This is a genomic window from Rhodobacter sp. P2_H5, from assembly GCF_056403335.1.
Window position 1 is genome coordinate 84,239 of sequence record NZ_JBFUFS010000015.1, and the last position, 14,577, is coordinate 98,815.

13 protein-coding genes are annotated in these 14,577 nt (G+C 66.7%); 7 read left to right on the forward strand and 6 right to left on the reverse strand.

The features are described from left to right. Positions 1-73: 73 nt before the first annotated feature. Positions 74-547 carry a DNA polymerase III subunit chi gene (locus AC1DVR_RS18025; protein WP_478001987.1) on the reverse strand — a complete coding sequence of 158 codons (474 nt, stop codon included), beginning with the start codon at positions 545-547 and terminating at the stop codon, positions 74-76. Next, the gene (locus AC1DVR_RS18030; protein WP_478001988.1) at positions 544-2,016 is read right to left on the reverse strand and encodes a leucyl aminopeptidase; all 1,473 of its coding nucleotides are present in this window, start codon (positions 2,014-2,016) and stop codon (positions 544-546) included. Before AC1DVR_RS18030 ends, AC1DVR_RS18025 begins: the two co-directional genes overlap by 4 nt. A 245-nt stretch (positions 2,017-2,261) precedes the next feature. Here AC1DVR_RS18030 and lptF point away from each other — a divergent pair, with 245 nt between their 5' ends. From lptF to pdxA, 5 genes are all read left to right on the forward strand, one after another. Next, on the forward strand, positions 2,262-3,410 hold the full coding sequence (gene lptF, locus AC1DVR_RS18035; RefSeq protein ID WP_478001989.1) for an LPS export ABC transporter permease LptF: 1,149 nt from the start codon (positions 2,262-2,264) through the stop codon (positions 3,408-3,410). Next, positions 3,407-4,501 carry an LPS export ABC transporter permease LptG gene (gene lptG, locus AC1DVR_RS18040; RefSeq protein WP_478001990.1) on the forward strand — a complete coding sequence of 365 codons (1,095 nt, stop codon included), beginning with the start codon at positions 3,407-3,409 and terminating at the stop codon, positions 4,499-4,501. Before lptF ends, lptG begins: the two co-directional genes overlap by 4 nt. After that, complete coding sequence (locus AC1DVR_RS18045) at positions 4,501-6,684, forward strand: LPS-assembly protein LptD (protein ID WP_478001991.1); 2,184 nt, start codon at positions 4,501-4,503, stop codon at positions 6,682-6,684. The genes lptG and AC1DVR_RS18045 overlap by 1 nt, the downstream gene beginning before the upstream one ends. Positions 6,685-6,761: 77 nt before the next feature. Then, positions 6,762-8,087, forward strand: a complete 1,326-nt coding sequence (locus tag AC1DVR_RS18050) for a peptidylprolyl isomerase (protein WP_478001992.1) — start codon at positions 6,762-6,764, stop codon at positions 8,085-8,087. 10 nt (positions 8,088-8,097) lie between these two features. Beyond that, a complete protein-coding gene (pdxA, locus tag AC1DVR_RS18055; protein ID WP_478001993.1) occupies positions 8,098-9,120 on the forward strand; it encodes a 4-hydroxythreonine-4-phosphate dehydrogenase PdxA in 1,023 nt (340 codons plus the stop codon). A gap of 70 nt (positions 9,121-9,190) precedes the next feature. Here pdxA and AC1DVR_RS18060 read toward each other — a convergent pair whose 3' ends face one another. From AC1DVR_RS18060 to AC1DVR_RS18075, 4 genes are all read right to left on the reverse strand, one after another. Next, on the reverse strand, positions 9,191-9,574 hold the full coding sequence (locus AC1DVR_RS18060) for a VOC family protein (RefSeq protein ID WP_478002003.1): 384 nt from the start codon (positions 9,572-9,574) through the stop codon (positions 9,191-9,193). Continuing rightward, positions 9,571-10,401: an arginyltransferase gene (locus tag AC1DVR_RS18065; RefSeq protein WP_478001994.1), complete on the reverse strand. Its 831-nt coding sequence runs from the start codon at positions 10,399-10,401 to the stop codon at positions 9,571-9,573. The genes AC1DVR_RS18060 and AC1DVR_RS18065 overlap by 4 nt, the downstream gene beginning before the upstream one ends. A gap of 104 nt (positions 10,402-10,505) precedes the next feature. Then, positions 10,506-10,970 carry an RDD family protein gene (locus AC1DVR_RS18070; protein ID WP_478001995.1) on the reverse strand — a complete coding sequence of 155 codons (465 nt, stop codon included), beginning with the start codon at positions 10,968-10,970 and terminating at the stop codon, positions 10,506-10,508. Between the two features lie 84 nt (positions 10,971-11,054). Further along, positions 11,055-11,618, reverse strand: coding sequence for a DUF2852 domain-containing protein (locus AC1DVR_RS18075; RefSeq protein WP_478001996.1), 564 nt, complete (start codon positions 11,616-11,618; stop codon positions 11,055-11,057). Between the two features lie 439 nt (positions 11,619-12,057). On the opposite strand from AC1DVR_RS18075, the gene AC1DVR_RS18080 reads away from it, so the two are divergent. Both AC1DVR_RS18080 and ilvN read left to right on the forward strand, forming a co-directional pair. Beyond that, positions 12,058-13,830, forward strand: a complete 1,773-nt coding sequence (locus AC1DVR_RS18080) for an acetolactate synthase 3 large subunit (RefSeq protein ID WP_478001997.1) — start codon at positions 12,058-12,060, stop codon at positions 13,828-13,830. A 67-nt stretch (positions 13,831-13,897) separates the two neighbouring features. Beyond that, on the forward strand, positions 13,898-14,458 hold the full coding sequence (gene ilvN / locus AC1DVR_RS18085; RefSeq protein WP_478001998.1) for an acetolactate synthase small subunit: 561 nt from the start codon (positions 13,898-13,900) through the stop codon (positions 14,456-14,458). Positions 14,459-14,577: the final 119 nt, after the last annotated feature.

Here is a 14,577-nt window from a genome sequence, read left to right on the forward strand (position 1 = left end):
CCCCGGCCGGAGGCCCCCCGCGTCGCGATTTATCGCGCGCGGCCCCCCCGGCCGGAGGCCCCAAAAAGCCCCGTTAGGCGACGGCCGCCGGACGTTCGGTCTTCTTCACCCACATCCCTTCCGCGTCGCTCCAGTATTGCGCGGCAAGGCCCCAGCCGGTGAACGTGGTCCAGCGCTGGCGGGCGGTTGCCACCGCTTCGGGATCGGCGCCGTCGAAGAGCACCCAGATCCGCTCCAGTCCCGCCACTTCCTCGGCCACCGCTTCGGCGCCCGCCAGCAGCATCAGCCCCTTGGCCCCGTTCGCAATGCCGCCCGCGCCCAGAAGCACCGGCTGGTCGGCATCCTGCGGACCGCCCTCCAGCCCATGGGCCAAAAAGCTTTCCTCCGGCCCAAGCCAGAGCTTGGCTTCCAGATGCGTCAGCAGACGCGGCACGGGGGCGCGGATCATCACCCGCCACCCGGCCCCGCGGGCGCGCGAGACGGTGGTCATCACCGTCTCGTCCAGACCCGCGTGGATCAGGTGGTAAAAGACCGCCGTGGCGCTCATTTCGCCTCGTAGGCGTCAGCGATCAGACGGTTCAGCGCCAGAACCCCCCAACCTGTGGCGCCCTTGGGGGCCAGGCCGGTGTCGGACTTGGCAAGGGTCACGCCCGCGATATCAAGGTGAACCCAGGGCATCCCCTCCTTGATGAAGCGCTTGAGGAAATGCGCCGCGATCGTGGCCCCGCCCTCGCGCCCGCCGACGTTCATCATGTCGGCCAGCCGCGATTTCAGCTTGTCGTCATGGCCCTGGGCCAGCGGCATGCGCCAGGCGCCCTCGCCTTCCGCACCTGCCGCCTTCAGGAAGGCGTTGCACAGCGCGTCGTCGTTGGAGAAGACCCCGGCATGTTCGGCGCCAAGCGCCACGATGATCGCCCCGGTCAGGGTGGCGAGGTTGATGATGCCTGTGGGATTGAAGGTCTCCTGCGCGTACCAGAGCACATCGGCCAGCACGAGGCGGCCCTCGGCATCGGTGTTGATCACCTCCACCGTGTCGCCCTTCATCGACTTCACGATATCGCCCGGACGCTGGGCGCGGCCGTCGGGCATGTTCTCGACCAGACCGACGAGCCCCACCACATTGGCCTTGGCCCCGCGCAGCGCCAGGGTCTTCATGACGCCGGCCACGACACCGGCGCCGCCCATGTCCATCGTCATCTCTTCCATGCCACCCGCCGGCTTGATCGAGATGCCGCCGGTGTCAAAGCAGACGCCCTTGCCGACCAGCGCGAAGGGCGCCTCGCCCTCGACCCCGCCATTCCAGCGCATCACCACCATCTTGGTCGGGCATTCCGATCCGATGCCGACGCCCAGAAGCAGCCGCATCCCCAGACGCTCCAGCTCCTCCTCGTCAAAGACCTCGACATGCACGCCAAGCTCGCGCAGGCCGGTCAGGCGCTCGGCGAATTCGATCGTGGTCAGCACATTGGCCGGTTCGTTCACGAGGTCACGGGTGAAGAAGATGCCCTCGGCCAGGGCCTTGGCATTGGCCAGGGCCGCGGTCGCGGCTTCAAGGTTGCCCACCATCACGCTGAGCCCGCCCAGCGGCTTTTTCTCGCCGGTCTTGTAGATGTCGAAGTCATAGGCGCGCAGCGTCATGCCCAGAAGCAGCTCGGCCAGGCGCGGGTGGCCCTCGGCCAGCACCAGCGCGCCCTGCGGGCCGCGCGCCCGGGCAATCGCCCCGCCGGCCTTGCGGGCGGTCGCGACATCGGTCTTGCGCGGCAGGCGCAGCACCTGCACCGCCTCGCAGGCGAGCCCGGGCGGGAAGACCAGATCCACCGACTCGCCCGGCTTGACCTTCTTCCAGCCCTCCGAGGCCATCAGCCGCCGCAGGGCGCCGCGGGTCAGCCGGTCGATCCTTCGCGCGCCGAGCGAGGCGGGCGCCTCGCCATCGACCAGAAGCACGATCCGCGCAGTCTGGGCAGCCAGGGCTTCGGCATCAAAGGGCAGCAGTTCGGGGACAAGAACGTCGGTCATCAGGGGCTCCGGCAATGGCACCGTCCCGCGCCGCTGTGGCGGGGACTGGCAAGGACGGGGTCAGGCTAGACCCGGGGGGCGGAAATGGCCAGACGGGAGTTGCCCGCGCCATGGCACAAAGGCCCGCCCCGCGAGGGGTTTCGCGGTTTCCCCCGCTTTCCGTTTCGCCCGTCTTTCCGTTTGCCCGCTTTCGGTTTAGGGTCCGCCGGAAGGCCCACCTGCGAGGCCAGCTGTGAGGACGGAATTTGCCACGGATCGACCGCTATCTTCTGTCGCAATACCTGCAGCTCTTCGGGTTTTTTGCGCTGGTTCTGGTGGGGGTCTACTGGATCAACAAGGCCGTCGGCCTGTTCGATCAGCTGATTGGTGACGGTCAGACGGCTTTGGTCTTCCTCAAGTTCTCGGTCCTGACCCTGCCCACGGTGATCAAGCTGGTGGTGCCGGTCGCGGCCTTCATCGCCACGGTCTACGGTACCAACCGGATGCTGACCGAAAGCGAGATGGTGGTGATGCAGGCCACCGGCTTTTCCGCCTGGCGGCTGGCGCGGCCGGTGTTCTATTTCGGGCTTTGTGTCGCCCTGATGATGGTGATCATGGACAATGTGCTGGTGCCCGCCAGCCGCTCGGCACTGGTCTCGGCCCGCGCCGCCATGTCCGAGAACATCACGGCGCGCTATCTGACCGAGGGCAGCTTCACCCATCCCTCGCCCGACACCACGCTTTATATCCGCGAGATCTCGGCCAAGGGCGAGCTGATGGACCTGTTCCTCGCCGATGACCGCAACCCGCTGGAGGCCACGACCTACACCGCGCGCAAGGCGCTTTTCGTGCGCGGCGATGCGGGGCCGAAGCTGATCATGTTCGACGGCATGGCACAGGTGCTGGACCATGCGACGCAGAATCTGTCGGTGACGCGATTCGCCGATTTCACCTTTGACATCGGGGCGCTGCTGACCGCTTCGACCCGCCCCGGTCGCGGCTCGTCCGAGCTTTCGACCGCGGATCTGTTGTTCCCGACCCCCGCCATCCTGTCCGAGACAGGCGATACCGCCGACGCCCTGCGCTTTGAGGCGCACAGCCGGCTGGCCGATCCCCTGCTCGCGCTGTCGGTCACGCTGGTGGGCTTTGCCAGCCTGATCATCGGCGGTTTCAGCCGCTTTGGCCTCTGGTGGCAGATCGGCATCGCGATCGGTCTTCTGGTTCTGGTTCAGGGCCTTGCCACCGCCGTTACGGGCATGGGGGCGGGGATGCCGCGCGGCTGGATCCTGGTCTACGCCGCGCCGCTTCTGGGCCTGACCATCGCCGGGGCGCTTCTGGCCTGGACCTGCCGTCCACGCCCGGTGCCGGCCACCGGGCCCGAGGACGCGCCCGCCCTCGCCGGAGGTGCCGCGTGATCCTGAACCTTTACATCGCGCGGCGCTTTTTGTGGCTGTTCATCCGGATCTTCCTCGGCTTCTTCATGCTGATGGTGATGATCGACCTGATCGACGAGATGCGCCGCTTTTCCAACCCCGGGCTGACCCTAGGCGAGGCCTTGCTGCTGTCGCTGATGAACGTGCCCGAGACGCTCTACCGCATCCTGCCGCTGATTCTGGTCCTGTCGGCGATCGGGCTGTTTCTGGGCCTGTCACGCTCGTCCGAGCTGGTGGTGGTCAGGGCGGCCGGGCGGTCGGGCCTGTCCTTCCTGCGTGCGCCAGTCCTGACGGCGCTGGTGATCGGCTGCGTCGCGGTGGCGGTGATGGACCCGCTGGTTGCGGCCACCCAGCGCCGCTATGACACGCTTTCCGCCGGCCATGCGCGCGGCGGTTCGGTGCTGTCGGTCTCCGACAGCGGGCTCTGGCTGCGCCAGGGCAACGACACGGGCCAGACCGTCATCCAGGCCGAGCGCGCCAATCTGGACGGGACCGAGCTTTACGACGCGACCTTCCTGACCTTCGGCCCCGACGGCACCCCGCTGCAGCGGATCGAGGCGGCCAATGCCACCCTGATCCCCGGCTTCTGGCAGGTGTCCCGCGCCAAGTCCTGGCCGCTGGATCAGAACAATCCCGAACGCGCCGCCGCCCCGGTGGCCGAGGGCACCAAGCTCGCCACCGACCTCACGCGCGAGCGGATCCATGACAGTTTCGGCACGCCGAGTGCGGTCAGCATCTGGAAACTTCCCGCCTATATCCGCGATCTGGAGCGGGCGGGCTTTTCGGCGCGCAGCCATCAGGTCTGGTTCCAGATCGAGCTGGCCCAGCCCTTGCTTCTGGCCTCGATGGTGCTGATCGCGGCCGGCTTCACCATGCGCCACGCCCGGATGGCGCGCACCGGCACCCTGGTGCTTTTTGCGCTCCTTGCCGGGTTTGTGGTGTTCTTTCTGCGCAATTTCGGCCAGATCCTCGGTGACAATGGCCAGATTCCGGTGTTGATGGCCGCCTGGGCCCCGCCCGCCGCCGCAACCATGCTGGCGCTTGGACTTTTGCTGCATCTGGAGGATGGCTGATGCGCCGGCTGCTTCCCTTGACACGCGGAATGCTGATGGCGGCGGCCCTGCTCGCGCCGGCAGCGCCCGCCTTTGCGCAAACCGCCGCCACCCAGACCGCCCCCGACCCGCGCACCACGCTGGTCGCTGATGCCGTCACCGTGCAAAGCCAGGACGTGCTGATCGCCAAGGGCCATGTCGAGGTCTTCTACAAGGGCCAGCATCTGACCGCCCAGGCCATCACCTATGACCGCAGCACCGACAAGATGCTGATCACCGGGCCGATCCGGGTCGAGGATGGCAAGGGCAACATCTTCCTCGCCGAACAGGCCAACCTTTCGACCGACCTGACCGAGGGCATCCTGACCTCGGCCCGCATCGTGCTGGACCAGCGCCTGCAGCTGGCCGCGGGCGAGGTGCTGCGCGCCGATGGCGGGCGCTATACCGCGATGCGCCGGGTGGCGGCCTCGACCTGCACGATCTGCGCGGGCTCCAGCACCCCCCTTTGGGAGATCCGCGCCCGCGAGGTCCTGCATGATTCCGTGGCCCAGCAGATCTGGTTCAGCGACGCCACCCTGCGCTTTGGCGGCGTGCCGGTGCTGTTTTTGCCGACGCTGCGGGTGCCCGATCCGACGCTGACCCGCGCCACCGGCTTCCTGATCCCGAAATTCCGCAGCACCTCGTCACTTGGGCCGGGGATGCTGGTGCCCTATTTCATCGCCCTCGGCCCCAGCCGCGACCTCCTGCTGACGCCGTACCTGACGACGCAAGGCGACCGCACGTTGAACCTGCGCTACCGCCAGGCCTTCGCCAACGGCACCTTCGAGATCGAGGGCGCCGGCACCGAGGACAAGATCCTGCCGGGATCGAGCCGCGGCTATCTGCAGACCACCGGCAATTTCGACCTCGGGCGCGGTTACAAGCTGGCCTTCCACGGCATCCTGGTCAGCGACCCGTCCTATCTGTCGGATTACGACATCTCGGACGACGACCGGCTGGAAAGCACGATTGGCGTCACGCGGGTGCAGCGCGACCTGTTCCTGTCGGCCTCGGTCACCGGCCTGCGCTCGCTGCGCGAGGGCGACGACAACACGACCCAGCCGTCCTACATCACCTCCTTCGACTTCCACCGCCGCTTCCTGCCCGCCATCCTCGGTGGCGAGGGCGATTTTGAATGGCAGACCCAAAGCCTCTACCGCCCCTCCTCCGACCCCTTCGACACCAATGGCGATGGCGTGGCCGATGGCCGCGACATGAGCCGCGTGACCTTCAAGGGCAGCTGGCGGCGCAACTGGACCCTGAACAACGGCATCGAGATTGCGACCGAGGCCCAGACCGAGGCGGATTTCTACTCGATCCGGCAGGACAGCGTCTATGCGGGCTACCCCTACCGCAGCACGGCGATCGGCGGGGTCGAGCTGCGCTGGCCTTGGGTGCGCGCCGACAAGGGCGGCGGCAGCCAGCTGATCGAGCCGGTGATGCAGCTGGTCGTGGCCCCCCACAACGACAACCGGATCCCGAACGAGGATTCGACCCTGGTCGAATTTGACGAAAGCAACCTTTTCGCGCTGGACCGTTTCCCCGGCGCCGATGCGTTCGAGGGCGGCAGCCGGGTCAATCTGGGGGTGAATTACCTGCGCACCGCCGCAGCGGGCTGGACGCTGGGCGTCACCGCCGGCCGCGTGCTGCGCTTTGACGACCTCGGCCAGTTCAGCACGGCTTCGGGGCTGCAGGGCAAGGATTCGGACTGGCTGGTCTCGTGGTCGGTCGCCGATGCCGGCGGGCTCAGCCTGACCAGCCGCGCCCTGATCGGCAATGGCATGAGCCTGACCAAGGGCGAGGTGCGCCTCGACCTGACCCGGCCCAACCTCAGCCTGGCCACCGGCTACGAATACCTTCTCGCCGACCCGAGCGAGGACCGACCGACCCCGGTGCGCGAAGTCGTGCTGGACGGCAGTTACAATCTGACACCCAACTGGACGGCGGCGGTGACCAACCGTTATGACATGGTGTCCCAGCACATGGCCAAAGCCGGGTTGAAGCTGAACTATCAGAACGAGTGCCTGTCGGTCGATCTTTCCATCTCGCGCCGGTACACGTCCTCGACTAGTGTGAGGCCGAGCACCAATTTCGGGGTCTCGGTCGAGCTTCTGGGCTTCGGCGGCACGCCCCGGCAGGGCGCGCAGCAGATGTGCCGGAAATGAGCCGGGCCGCGATGCCGGGCCGGGACCGGAAGAGTGACGACAGCGTGACGAAAGCAGTGGCGGACAGGAACAGGCGGATGAAGCGGATGGCAGGTTGGGAGATGCGGCAGCGGGTGGTGCTGAAACTGGCGCTGAAAGTGTCTCTCGTGGTGGCGCTGTCGGGCCTTGGCGCGGCTGTCGTGCCGCACACGGCGCTGGCGCAGGAGCAGCCGCAGTTTCCGACCCAGGATCAGGTGCAGGCGCAAGACGCCCCGGTCTCCAACACCCCCGCCCCCTTGGAGCCGGTGAGCACGATCGCCCCCGCCATCACGGTGAACGGCAGCGTCATCACCGCCTTTGAACTGCGCCAGCGCCAGAAATTCCTGGAAGTGTTGAGCCAGCAGGGCGATCTGGCCGCGATCGCCCGCGACGGCCTGATCTCGGAACGGCTGGAGACCGGTGCGGCCAAGACGCTCGGCGTCGGGATCAACACCAACGAGGTCACCCAGGGCATGGCCGAATTTGCCGCGCGCGGCAAACTGACCACCGAACAGCTGGTGCAGACCCTCGGCGAAGCCGGCGTCGCGCCGCAGACCTTCCGCGACTTCATCGCCGCCGGGGTCGCCTGGCGCGCGGCGGTGCGCACCAAGTTCGGCGGCCGCGTGACGGTCAGCGATGCCGAGATCGACCGCGCCCTTGCCACCGGGACGGCAGCGGTGCCCGGCACCGGACGCCGCCTGCTCCTGTCGGAAATCGTCGTGCCGGATGACGGCAAGATGGATCTGGGCCTCGTCTCGGGCCGGATCACCGCGAAGGTCAAATCCGCCAAGGATTTCGCCGCCATGGCGCAGCTTTACTCCAAGGTCGGCTCGGCCAGCTCGGGCGGCTCGCTCGGCTGGATGAGCGAAAGCGACCTGCCGCCCGAAGTGGCCGGGGCGCTGCGCGGGGTCAAACCCGGCGAGATGACAAAACCGGTGCGCCAGCAGGGCGCGCTGACCTTCTACTTCCTGCGCGATGTCGGTCAGGCCGGCGGCAGCAAATCCGCGATGCAGGTGGATTACGCGCTTTACCAGGCGCCGGTCGGCACCGATCTGGGCCGGCTGCAGGCCAGCCTGTCGGGCTGTGACGGGCTTTACGTCACCGCGCGCGGCCTGCCCGCCGCGGCCCTCCAGCGCGAGACCGTGGCCGAAGGCGCCGTCCCCGCCAGCCTGCGCGGCGCATTGGCCTCCCTCGATGCCGGCGAAAGCACTGTGGTGACCGGCCCGGCCGGAACCCCGGCGCTTCTGATGCTGTGCAGCCGCCAGCCGGCGCAGTCACTTGCGCGCGACGACATCCGCGCGGCGCTTGTCAGCCAGAAGATCGGCCTCCTCGCCGCCGCTTACCTCGAGGATCTGCGCTCCAGCGCCATCATCGTTGAGAATTGAAGGCGCAAAGATGACATCCGCCACGTCCAAGGCAGCGCGGGGCTGGCAGACCGCCGCCCCCGGTGCGCCCATCGCCCTGACCTGCGGCGAGCCCGCGGGCATCGGGGCCGAGATCGCGGTGCTGGCCCGCAAGGCCCTTCCCGACCTGCCCTTCTTCTGGCTCGGCGACCCGCGCCACCTGCCGCAGGGCACCGCCTTCGCCGAGATTTCCGCCCCGGCCGAGGTCACCTCGGTGCCAGCGCATCTGCTCCCCGTCCTGCCCCATGCCTTCGCCGGCCCCGCCATCCCCGGCGACCCGCGCCCGGAGAATGCCCAGGGCGTGATCGACGTGATCGCCCGCGCCGTGTCCCTGGTCGAGGCGGGCGAAGCCGCCGCCGTCTGCACCCTGCCGATCCACAAGAAGGCGCTGAAGGACGGCGCGGGCTTCGCCTTTCCCGGCCATACCGAATACCTCGCCCACCTCGCCGGCGGCGTCCCGGTGGTGATGATGCTCGCCTCCGAGGTGCTGCGCGTCGTCCCCGCCACCATCCACATCCCCCTGTCCGACGTGCCGCGCAGCCTGACGCCCGCCTTGTTGGAGGAGGTGATCCGCCTCACCGAAGCCGGGCTGCGCCGCGATTTCGGCATCGCGAAGCCCCGGCTCGCCATCGCCGGCCTGAACCCCCATGCCGGCGAAGGTGGCGCCATGGGCTGCGAGGAGGTCGAGATGATCGCCCCCCTCCTGACCCGCCTGCGCGCCGAGGGCCTCGACCTGCGCGGCCCCCTGTCCGCCGACACGATGTTCCACGCCCGCGCCCGCGCAGGCTATGACGCGGCGGTCTGCATGTACCACGACCAGGCCCTGATCCCGATCAAGACGCTGGATTTCGACGGCGGGGTGAACGTGACCCTCGGCCTGCCCTTCATCCGCACCTCGCCCGACCACGGCACCGGGTTTGACATCGCAGGCAAGGGGCTCGCCCGGCCCGACAGCACCGTGGCAGCGCTACGGATGGCGGCAAGAATGGCTGCGGCGCGCTTGGCATTGGCGTGAGAAGCGGGGGGTTTCACACCCCCCGCACCCCCCGTGGGATATTTATGGACCAATGAAAGGTAAACGAGTTTTAGCCCTTGGGCTGGATCAGGTCCCAGCGGTTGCCGAAAGGGTCGCGCCAGACGGCGACGGTGCCGTAGGGTTCTTGGCGGGGGTCTTCTTCGAAGATGCCGCCGGCGGCGCGGATGCGGGCCTGGTCGGCTTCGAAATCATCCGATTGCAGGAAAAGCCAGACGCGCCCGCCGGCCTGATTGCCCACGGCGGCGCGTTGCTTGTCATCGTCGGCGCGGGCCAGCACCAGACGGATGCCGCCCTCGGGCGGCGTGACGGTCACCCAGCGCTTGCGGCCCTGGTCGATATCTTCGCTCAGGGTGAAGCCGAGGCCCTGACAGAAGAAGGCGATCCCCGCGTCATAATCGGGCACCAGGACCGAGAAGGCGGATAGCCGCATCAGAGCCCGCGCGCTTCGGGCAGGGCGATGCGGGCGACCTGTTCGGCGATGGGCTCCACCGACAGCGGGTGCAGCTCGGCCACATGGGCGGCGGGGTCGCCGATCGGCACCCATTGCCCGGACTTGTAGATCTCCAAAGCCGAGAAATTGGCCTTGTAGCCCATCTTGCGGCTGCCCGGCACCCAATAGCCGAGGTAGACGTAAGGCAGCCCCGCCTCGCGCGCGATGGAGATRTGGTCGAGGATGGCGAAAGTGCCAAGCGACAGGTGCTGCAGGTCGGGGTCGTAGAAGCTGTAGACCATCGACAGTCCGTCATCGAAGACGTCCGTGAGGCTGACACAGGCCAGCGGGCGCCCGCGCTCGCCCGGGCCCGGGGGCCGGGTATATTCGATGACACGGCTCTTGATMGGGGTCTCCTCGATCATCGCGGAGAATTCGAAGACATCCATGTCGGCCATGCCGCCATCAGCGTGGCGTTCATCGAGATAGCGGCGGAACAGGGCGAACTGGTCTTCGGTGGCCCAGGGCGAGGTCGCGTTGCGGCGCAGATGGGCCGCCGCTTTCAACACCCGCTTATGCGTCCGCGAGGGTTCGAAATCCGCCACCCGGATCCGCGCCGACAGGCAAGCCGAGCATTCCGCGCAGGACGGCCGGTACAGCACGTTCTGGCTGCGCCGGAACCCCTGCTTGGACAGCGAGTCATTCAGACGCTGCGCATGTTCGCCCTGCAGCGCCGTGAACAGCTTGCGCTCCATCCGGCCCTCCAGATAGGGGCATGGCTGCGGGGCCGTCACATAGAACTGCGGGGCGATCGGCAAGGTGTGGCGCATGATGGCCTTCGGCTGAGGAATGCCGCAAGGTTAGCAAGGCCCGGCGCTGCCGCCAAGGGCCTTGTGACATGATCCTGTGACACGATCATGACGGCTTTCGCCCTTCAGCGAAAGGCGCTCCGGTTCACCAGCGCGGTGCCCAAGGCCACATCCGACAGGCCCTGATGCGCCCGGGTGAAGGCCATCATCAGAACCGAGATCACCTGCGGAAAGACGAAGGCGACCGAGAGCGTGTAGAACAGCGTATGCAGGAACGCCGTGCCCCCGTCGATCGGATAGCCCGTCCGGTCACGGAAGGTCAGACCGACGAGCCGCATCCCGAAGGTGGCCGAGGCGCGCGCCATCCCCAGCCAGCGGTAAAGGAAGCTTACCACCAGATAAAGCCCGCCCAGAAAGAACAGCGCCAGAAACCCGGTCAGGGGGATCAGAACCGCCGTGATCGCCGCGATCATCACGGTGTCGATCAGCCAGGCGATGGCGCGGCGCGGCGCCACATCGGCGAAAAGACGATCCTCGGGGATCACATGGATCGTCGGGGGGTGATCAGCGTAGGGGTGATCGGCGTACATGGGGCTTTCCCTTCAGGAGAGATGGGCAAAACGGCGGGGCGGAAGGCGGCCCCGCGAAGGGGCCGCAGAAGTGATACGCTCGGCTCAGAAGTTTCCGTCGCGGGTCGGATCGCGCGAGGGGTCGCGGCTCGGGTCGGAAGAGCCGACATCGGTCGAGGGCGCAGAAGCCGGACGAGCCGATTTGGCGCGGTCTTCCATGAAGGCGTCGAACTCGGTCTTGTCCTTGGCCTCGCGCAGGCGCTGCAGGAAGGACTGGAAGGCCTCCTGTTCGTCCTGCAGGCGGCGCAGGGTCTCTTCCTTGTAGGCGTCAAAGGCCGAGTTGCCCGAGGAACGGAAGCCGCCCATGTGACGGCTGCCGCATTTGGCGCCCCACTGGCTGCCGAAATGGCTGGCCCAGGGGCCGCGCCCATCACGACCGTCACGGGTATCGCGGCCTTCGCCGCAGGAACGATTGAACATGCGTTTGCTCCAGATCATATAGGCCAGAAGGCCAAGGCCAATCGGCCAGACAAAGATGAAGGCGAGGATCATGGCCGCGATCCAGGCGCCGCGCCCACGCGCGTCAAGCCAGGCCTGCACATTGCGCGCCATGGTAAGGATGCCACCCGGCCCGCCGGTGGCGGGAGGGGATTGAGGCTGGCTGTACATCGGCAGATCTCTCCTTGGTTGGTTGAGGTTGCGGGTCGGGAGGCGAGTTGAATGTGAATGTCTTTCACATGATCCAAGATGGCCCCGCCCCCTGCCCCGTGCAAGATCCCATGTTACAGATATTTACATTGAGCCGGATTCCGCCGAGTCCGGTGCCAGAACGCCCGGCCACAGCCCTCACTTTTGCGTTAGTTGCGTCTCATCCCCCAAAACACGCAATATAAGTACAAAAAATCACGGTCCGGCGACATAATTCTGTACGATTTGCGGTTGACGCCCCCGAAGCCCGCTCATAGTGTCCCGGTCCAGACGGAATGACGGGAAACGAGGCGGGACATGGTTCTCTCACTTGTAATTGTAGGGTGTTGGCGCATGGGCCGGTAACGGCAACCTGATCAGGTATCCATGCGCCCCCGTGAAGTTTCCCGGGGGCTTTTTGTTGGCTAATGAGGATAAGACGATGCGGCAGATGACCGGTGCGAGAATGGTGGTGCAGGCGCTCAAGGATCAGGGCGTCGAGGTGGTCTTTGGCTACCCCGGTGGGGCCGTCCTTCCGATCTATGACGAGATTTTCCAGCAGAATGACATCAAGCACATTCTGGTGCGCCATGAACAGGGCGCGGTCCATATGGCCGAGGGCTATGCCCGCTCCACCGGCAAGCCCGGCGTGGCGCTGGTGACCTCGGGCCCCGGCGCCACCAATGCGGTGACCGGGCTGACCGATGCCCTGATGGATTCGATCCCGATTATCGTGCTGTCGGGCCAGGTGCCCACCTTCATGATCGGCACCGATGGTTTCCAGGAGGCTGACACGGTCGGCATCACCCGGCCCTGCACCAAGATGAACTGGCTGGTCAAGGACACCGACAAGCTGGCCGAGACGATCCACCAGGCCTTCCACGTCGCCACCCACGGCCGCCCCGGCCCGGTGCTGGTCGACATTCCGAAGGACGTGCAATTTGCCACCGGCACCTACATGCCGCGCGAAGACAGCAAGATCTCGCACTACCAACCCCGCGTGCGCGGCGACGAGGCATTGATCGCCCGTCTGGTCGAGATGATGGAGACGGCCGAGAAGCCGGTCTTCTACACCGGCGGCGGCGTGGTGAACTCTGGCCGCAAGGCTTCGACGCTCCTGCGCGAGCTGGTGGCCGAGACCGATTTCCCGATCACCTCGACGCTGATGGGCCTCGGCTGCTATCCGGCGAGCGGGAAGAACTGGCTCGGCATGCTGGGGATGCACGGGCTTTACGAGGCCAACCTCGCCATGCACGGCTGCGATCTGATGATCAACATCGGTGCGCGCTTTGACGACCGGATCACCGGGCGGCTGAAGGATTTCAGCCCGCATTCGAAGAAGGCGCATATCGACATCGACCCTTCCTCGATCAACAAGGTGGTGCATGTCGATGTCGGCATCGTGGGCGACGTGGCCTCGGTGCTGGAGGAAGTGCTGCGCCAGTGGCGCGCCCGGGGGTCGAAGACCAACCGCGCCGCGCTGCCGAAATGGTGGAGCCAGATCCAGCAATGGCGCGCGGTCAAATCGCTGTCCTACAAACCCTCCTCCAAGACGATCAAGCCGCAATATGCGCTGGAACGGCTGGAAGCGCTGACCAAGGGCATGGACCGCTACATCACGACCGAGGTCGGCCAGCACCAGATGTGGGCCGCACAGTTCCTCGGCTTCGAGGAACCGCACCGCTGGATGACCTCGGGCGGCCTCGGCACCATGGGCTACGGCCTGCCGGCGTCGATCGGCGTGCAGGTGGCGCATCCGGATTCGCTGGTAATCAACGTGGCCGGTGAGGCGAGCTGGCTGATGAACATGCAGGAAATGGGCACGGCGATGCAATTCCGCGCCCCGGTCAAGCAGTTCATCCTGAACAACGAACGCCTCGGCATGGTGCGCCAGTGGCAGGAACTGCTGCACGGCGAGCGCTACAGCCACAGCTGGTCGGAAAGCCTGCCCGATTTCGTGAAACTGGCCGAGGCCTTCGGCTGCAAGGGTATCCGCATCGAGGACCCCGCCGACCTCGACGACGCCATCATGGAGATGATCCGCTACGACGGCCCCTTCATCTTCGACTGCCGGGTGGAAAAGCACGAGAACTGCTTCCCGATGATCCCGAGCGGCAAACCGCACAACGAGATGCTCCTCGGCGACGCCGACACCAAAGGCGCCATCAAGGCCGGCGGCGCGGTGCTGGTGTGATCTGGCGGAGCGGGGGCCAGCCCCCGCACCCCCGGGATATTTATGGACCAATGAAAGAAGCGAAGAAATGAACGCTCTCAACATCAAACGCGGTTCGTCCAGCCATTCGGCCTATGACCTGCGCGACCCCAATGGCGAGATCATCGAAAGCCATACCCTTGCCGTCGTCGTCGCCAACGAAAGCGGTGTGCTGGCACGGGTGATCGGGCTCTTCTCGGGCCGAGGTTACAACATCGAAAGCCTCACCGTGGCCGAGGTCGACCACGAAGGCCACCTCTCGCGCATCACCGTGGTGACGCGCGGCACCCCCGCCGTCATCGCCCAGATCAAGGCGCAGCTGGAACGGATGGTCGTGGTGCACGAGGTCCATGACCTCACCGCCGAGGGCCCGAGCGTGCAGCGCGAGCTGGCCCTCTTCAAGGTGGCCGGCAAGGGCGAGGCGCGGATCGAGGCTTTGCGCCTGGCCGAGATCTTCCGCGCCAATGTGGTGGACTCGACGCTGGAAAGCTTCGTCTTCGAGATGACCGGCACGCCGGAAAAGATCGACGCCTTCGCCGACCTGATGCGCCCGCTTGGCTTGCGCGAGATCGCCCGCACCGGCGTTGCCGCTCTGTCGCGCGGCGCCTAATTCACCCGACGCAAATATCCGCAGGGGGTTGCAGGGGGAGCCGCGGCTCCCCCTGCGTATTTTTGGGGGTTCCCCTAGGGGGCCTAGGGTCCCCTAGGGTCGGGGGGTGCGGGGGGCGG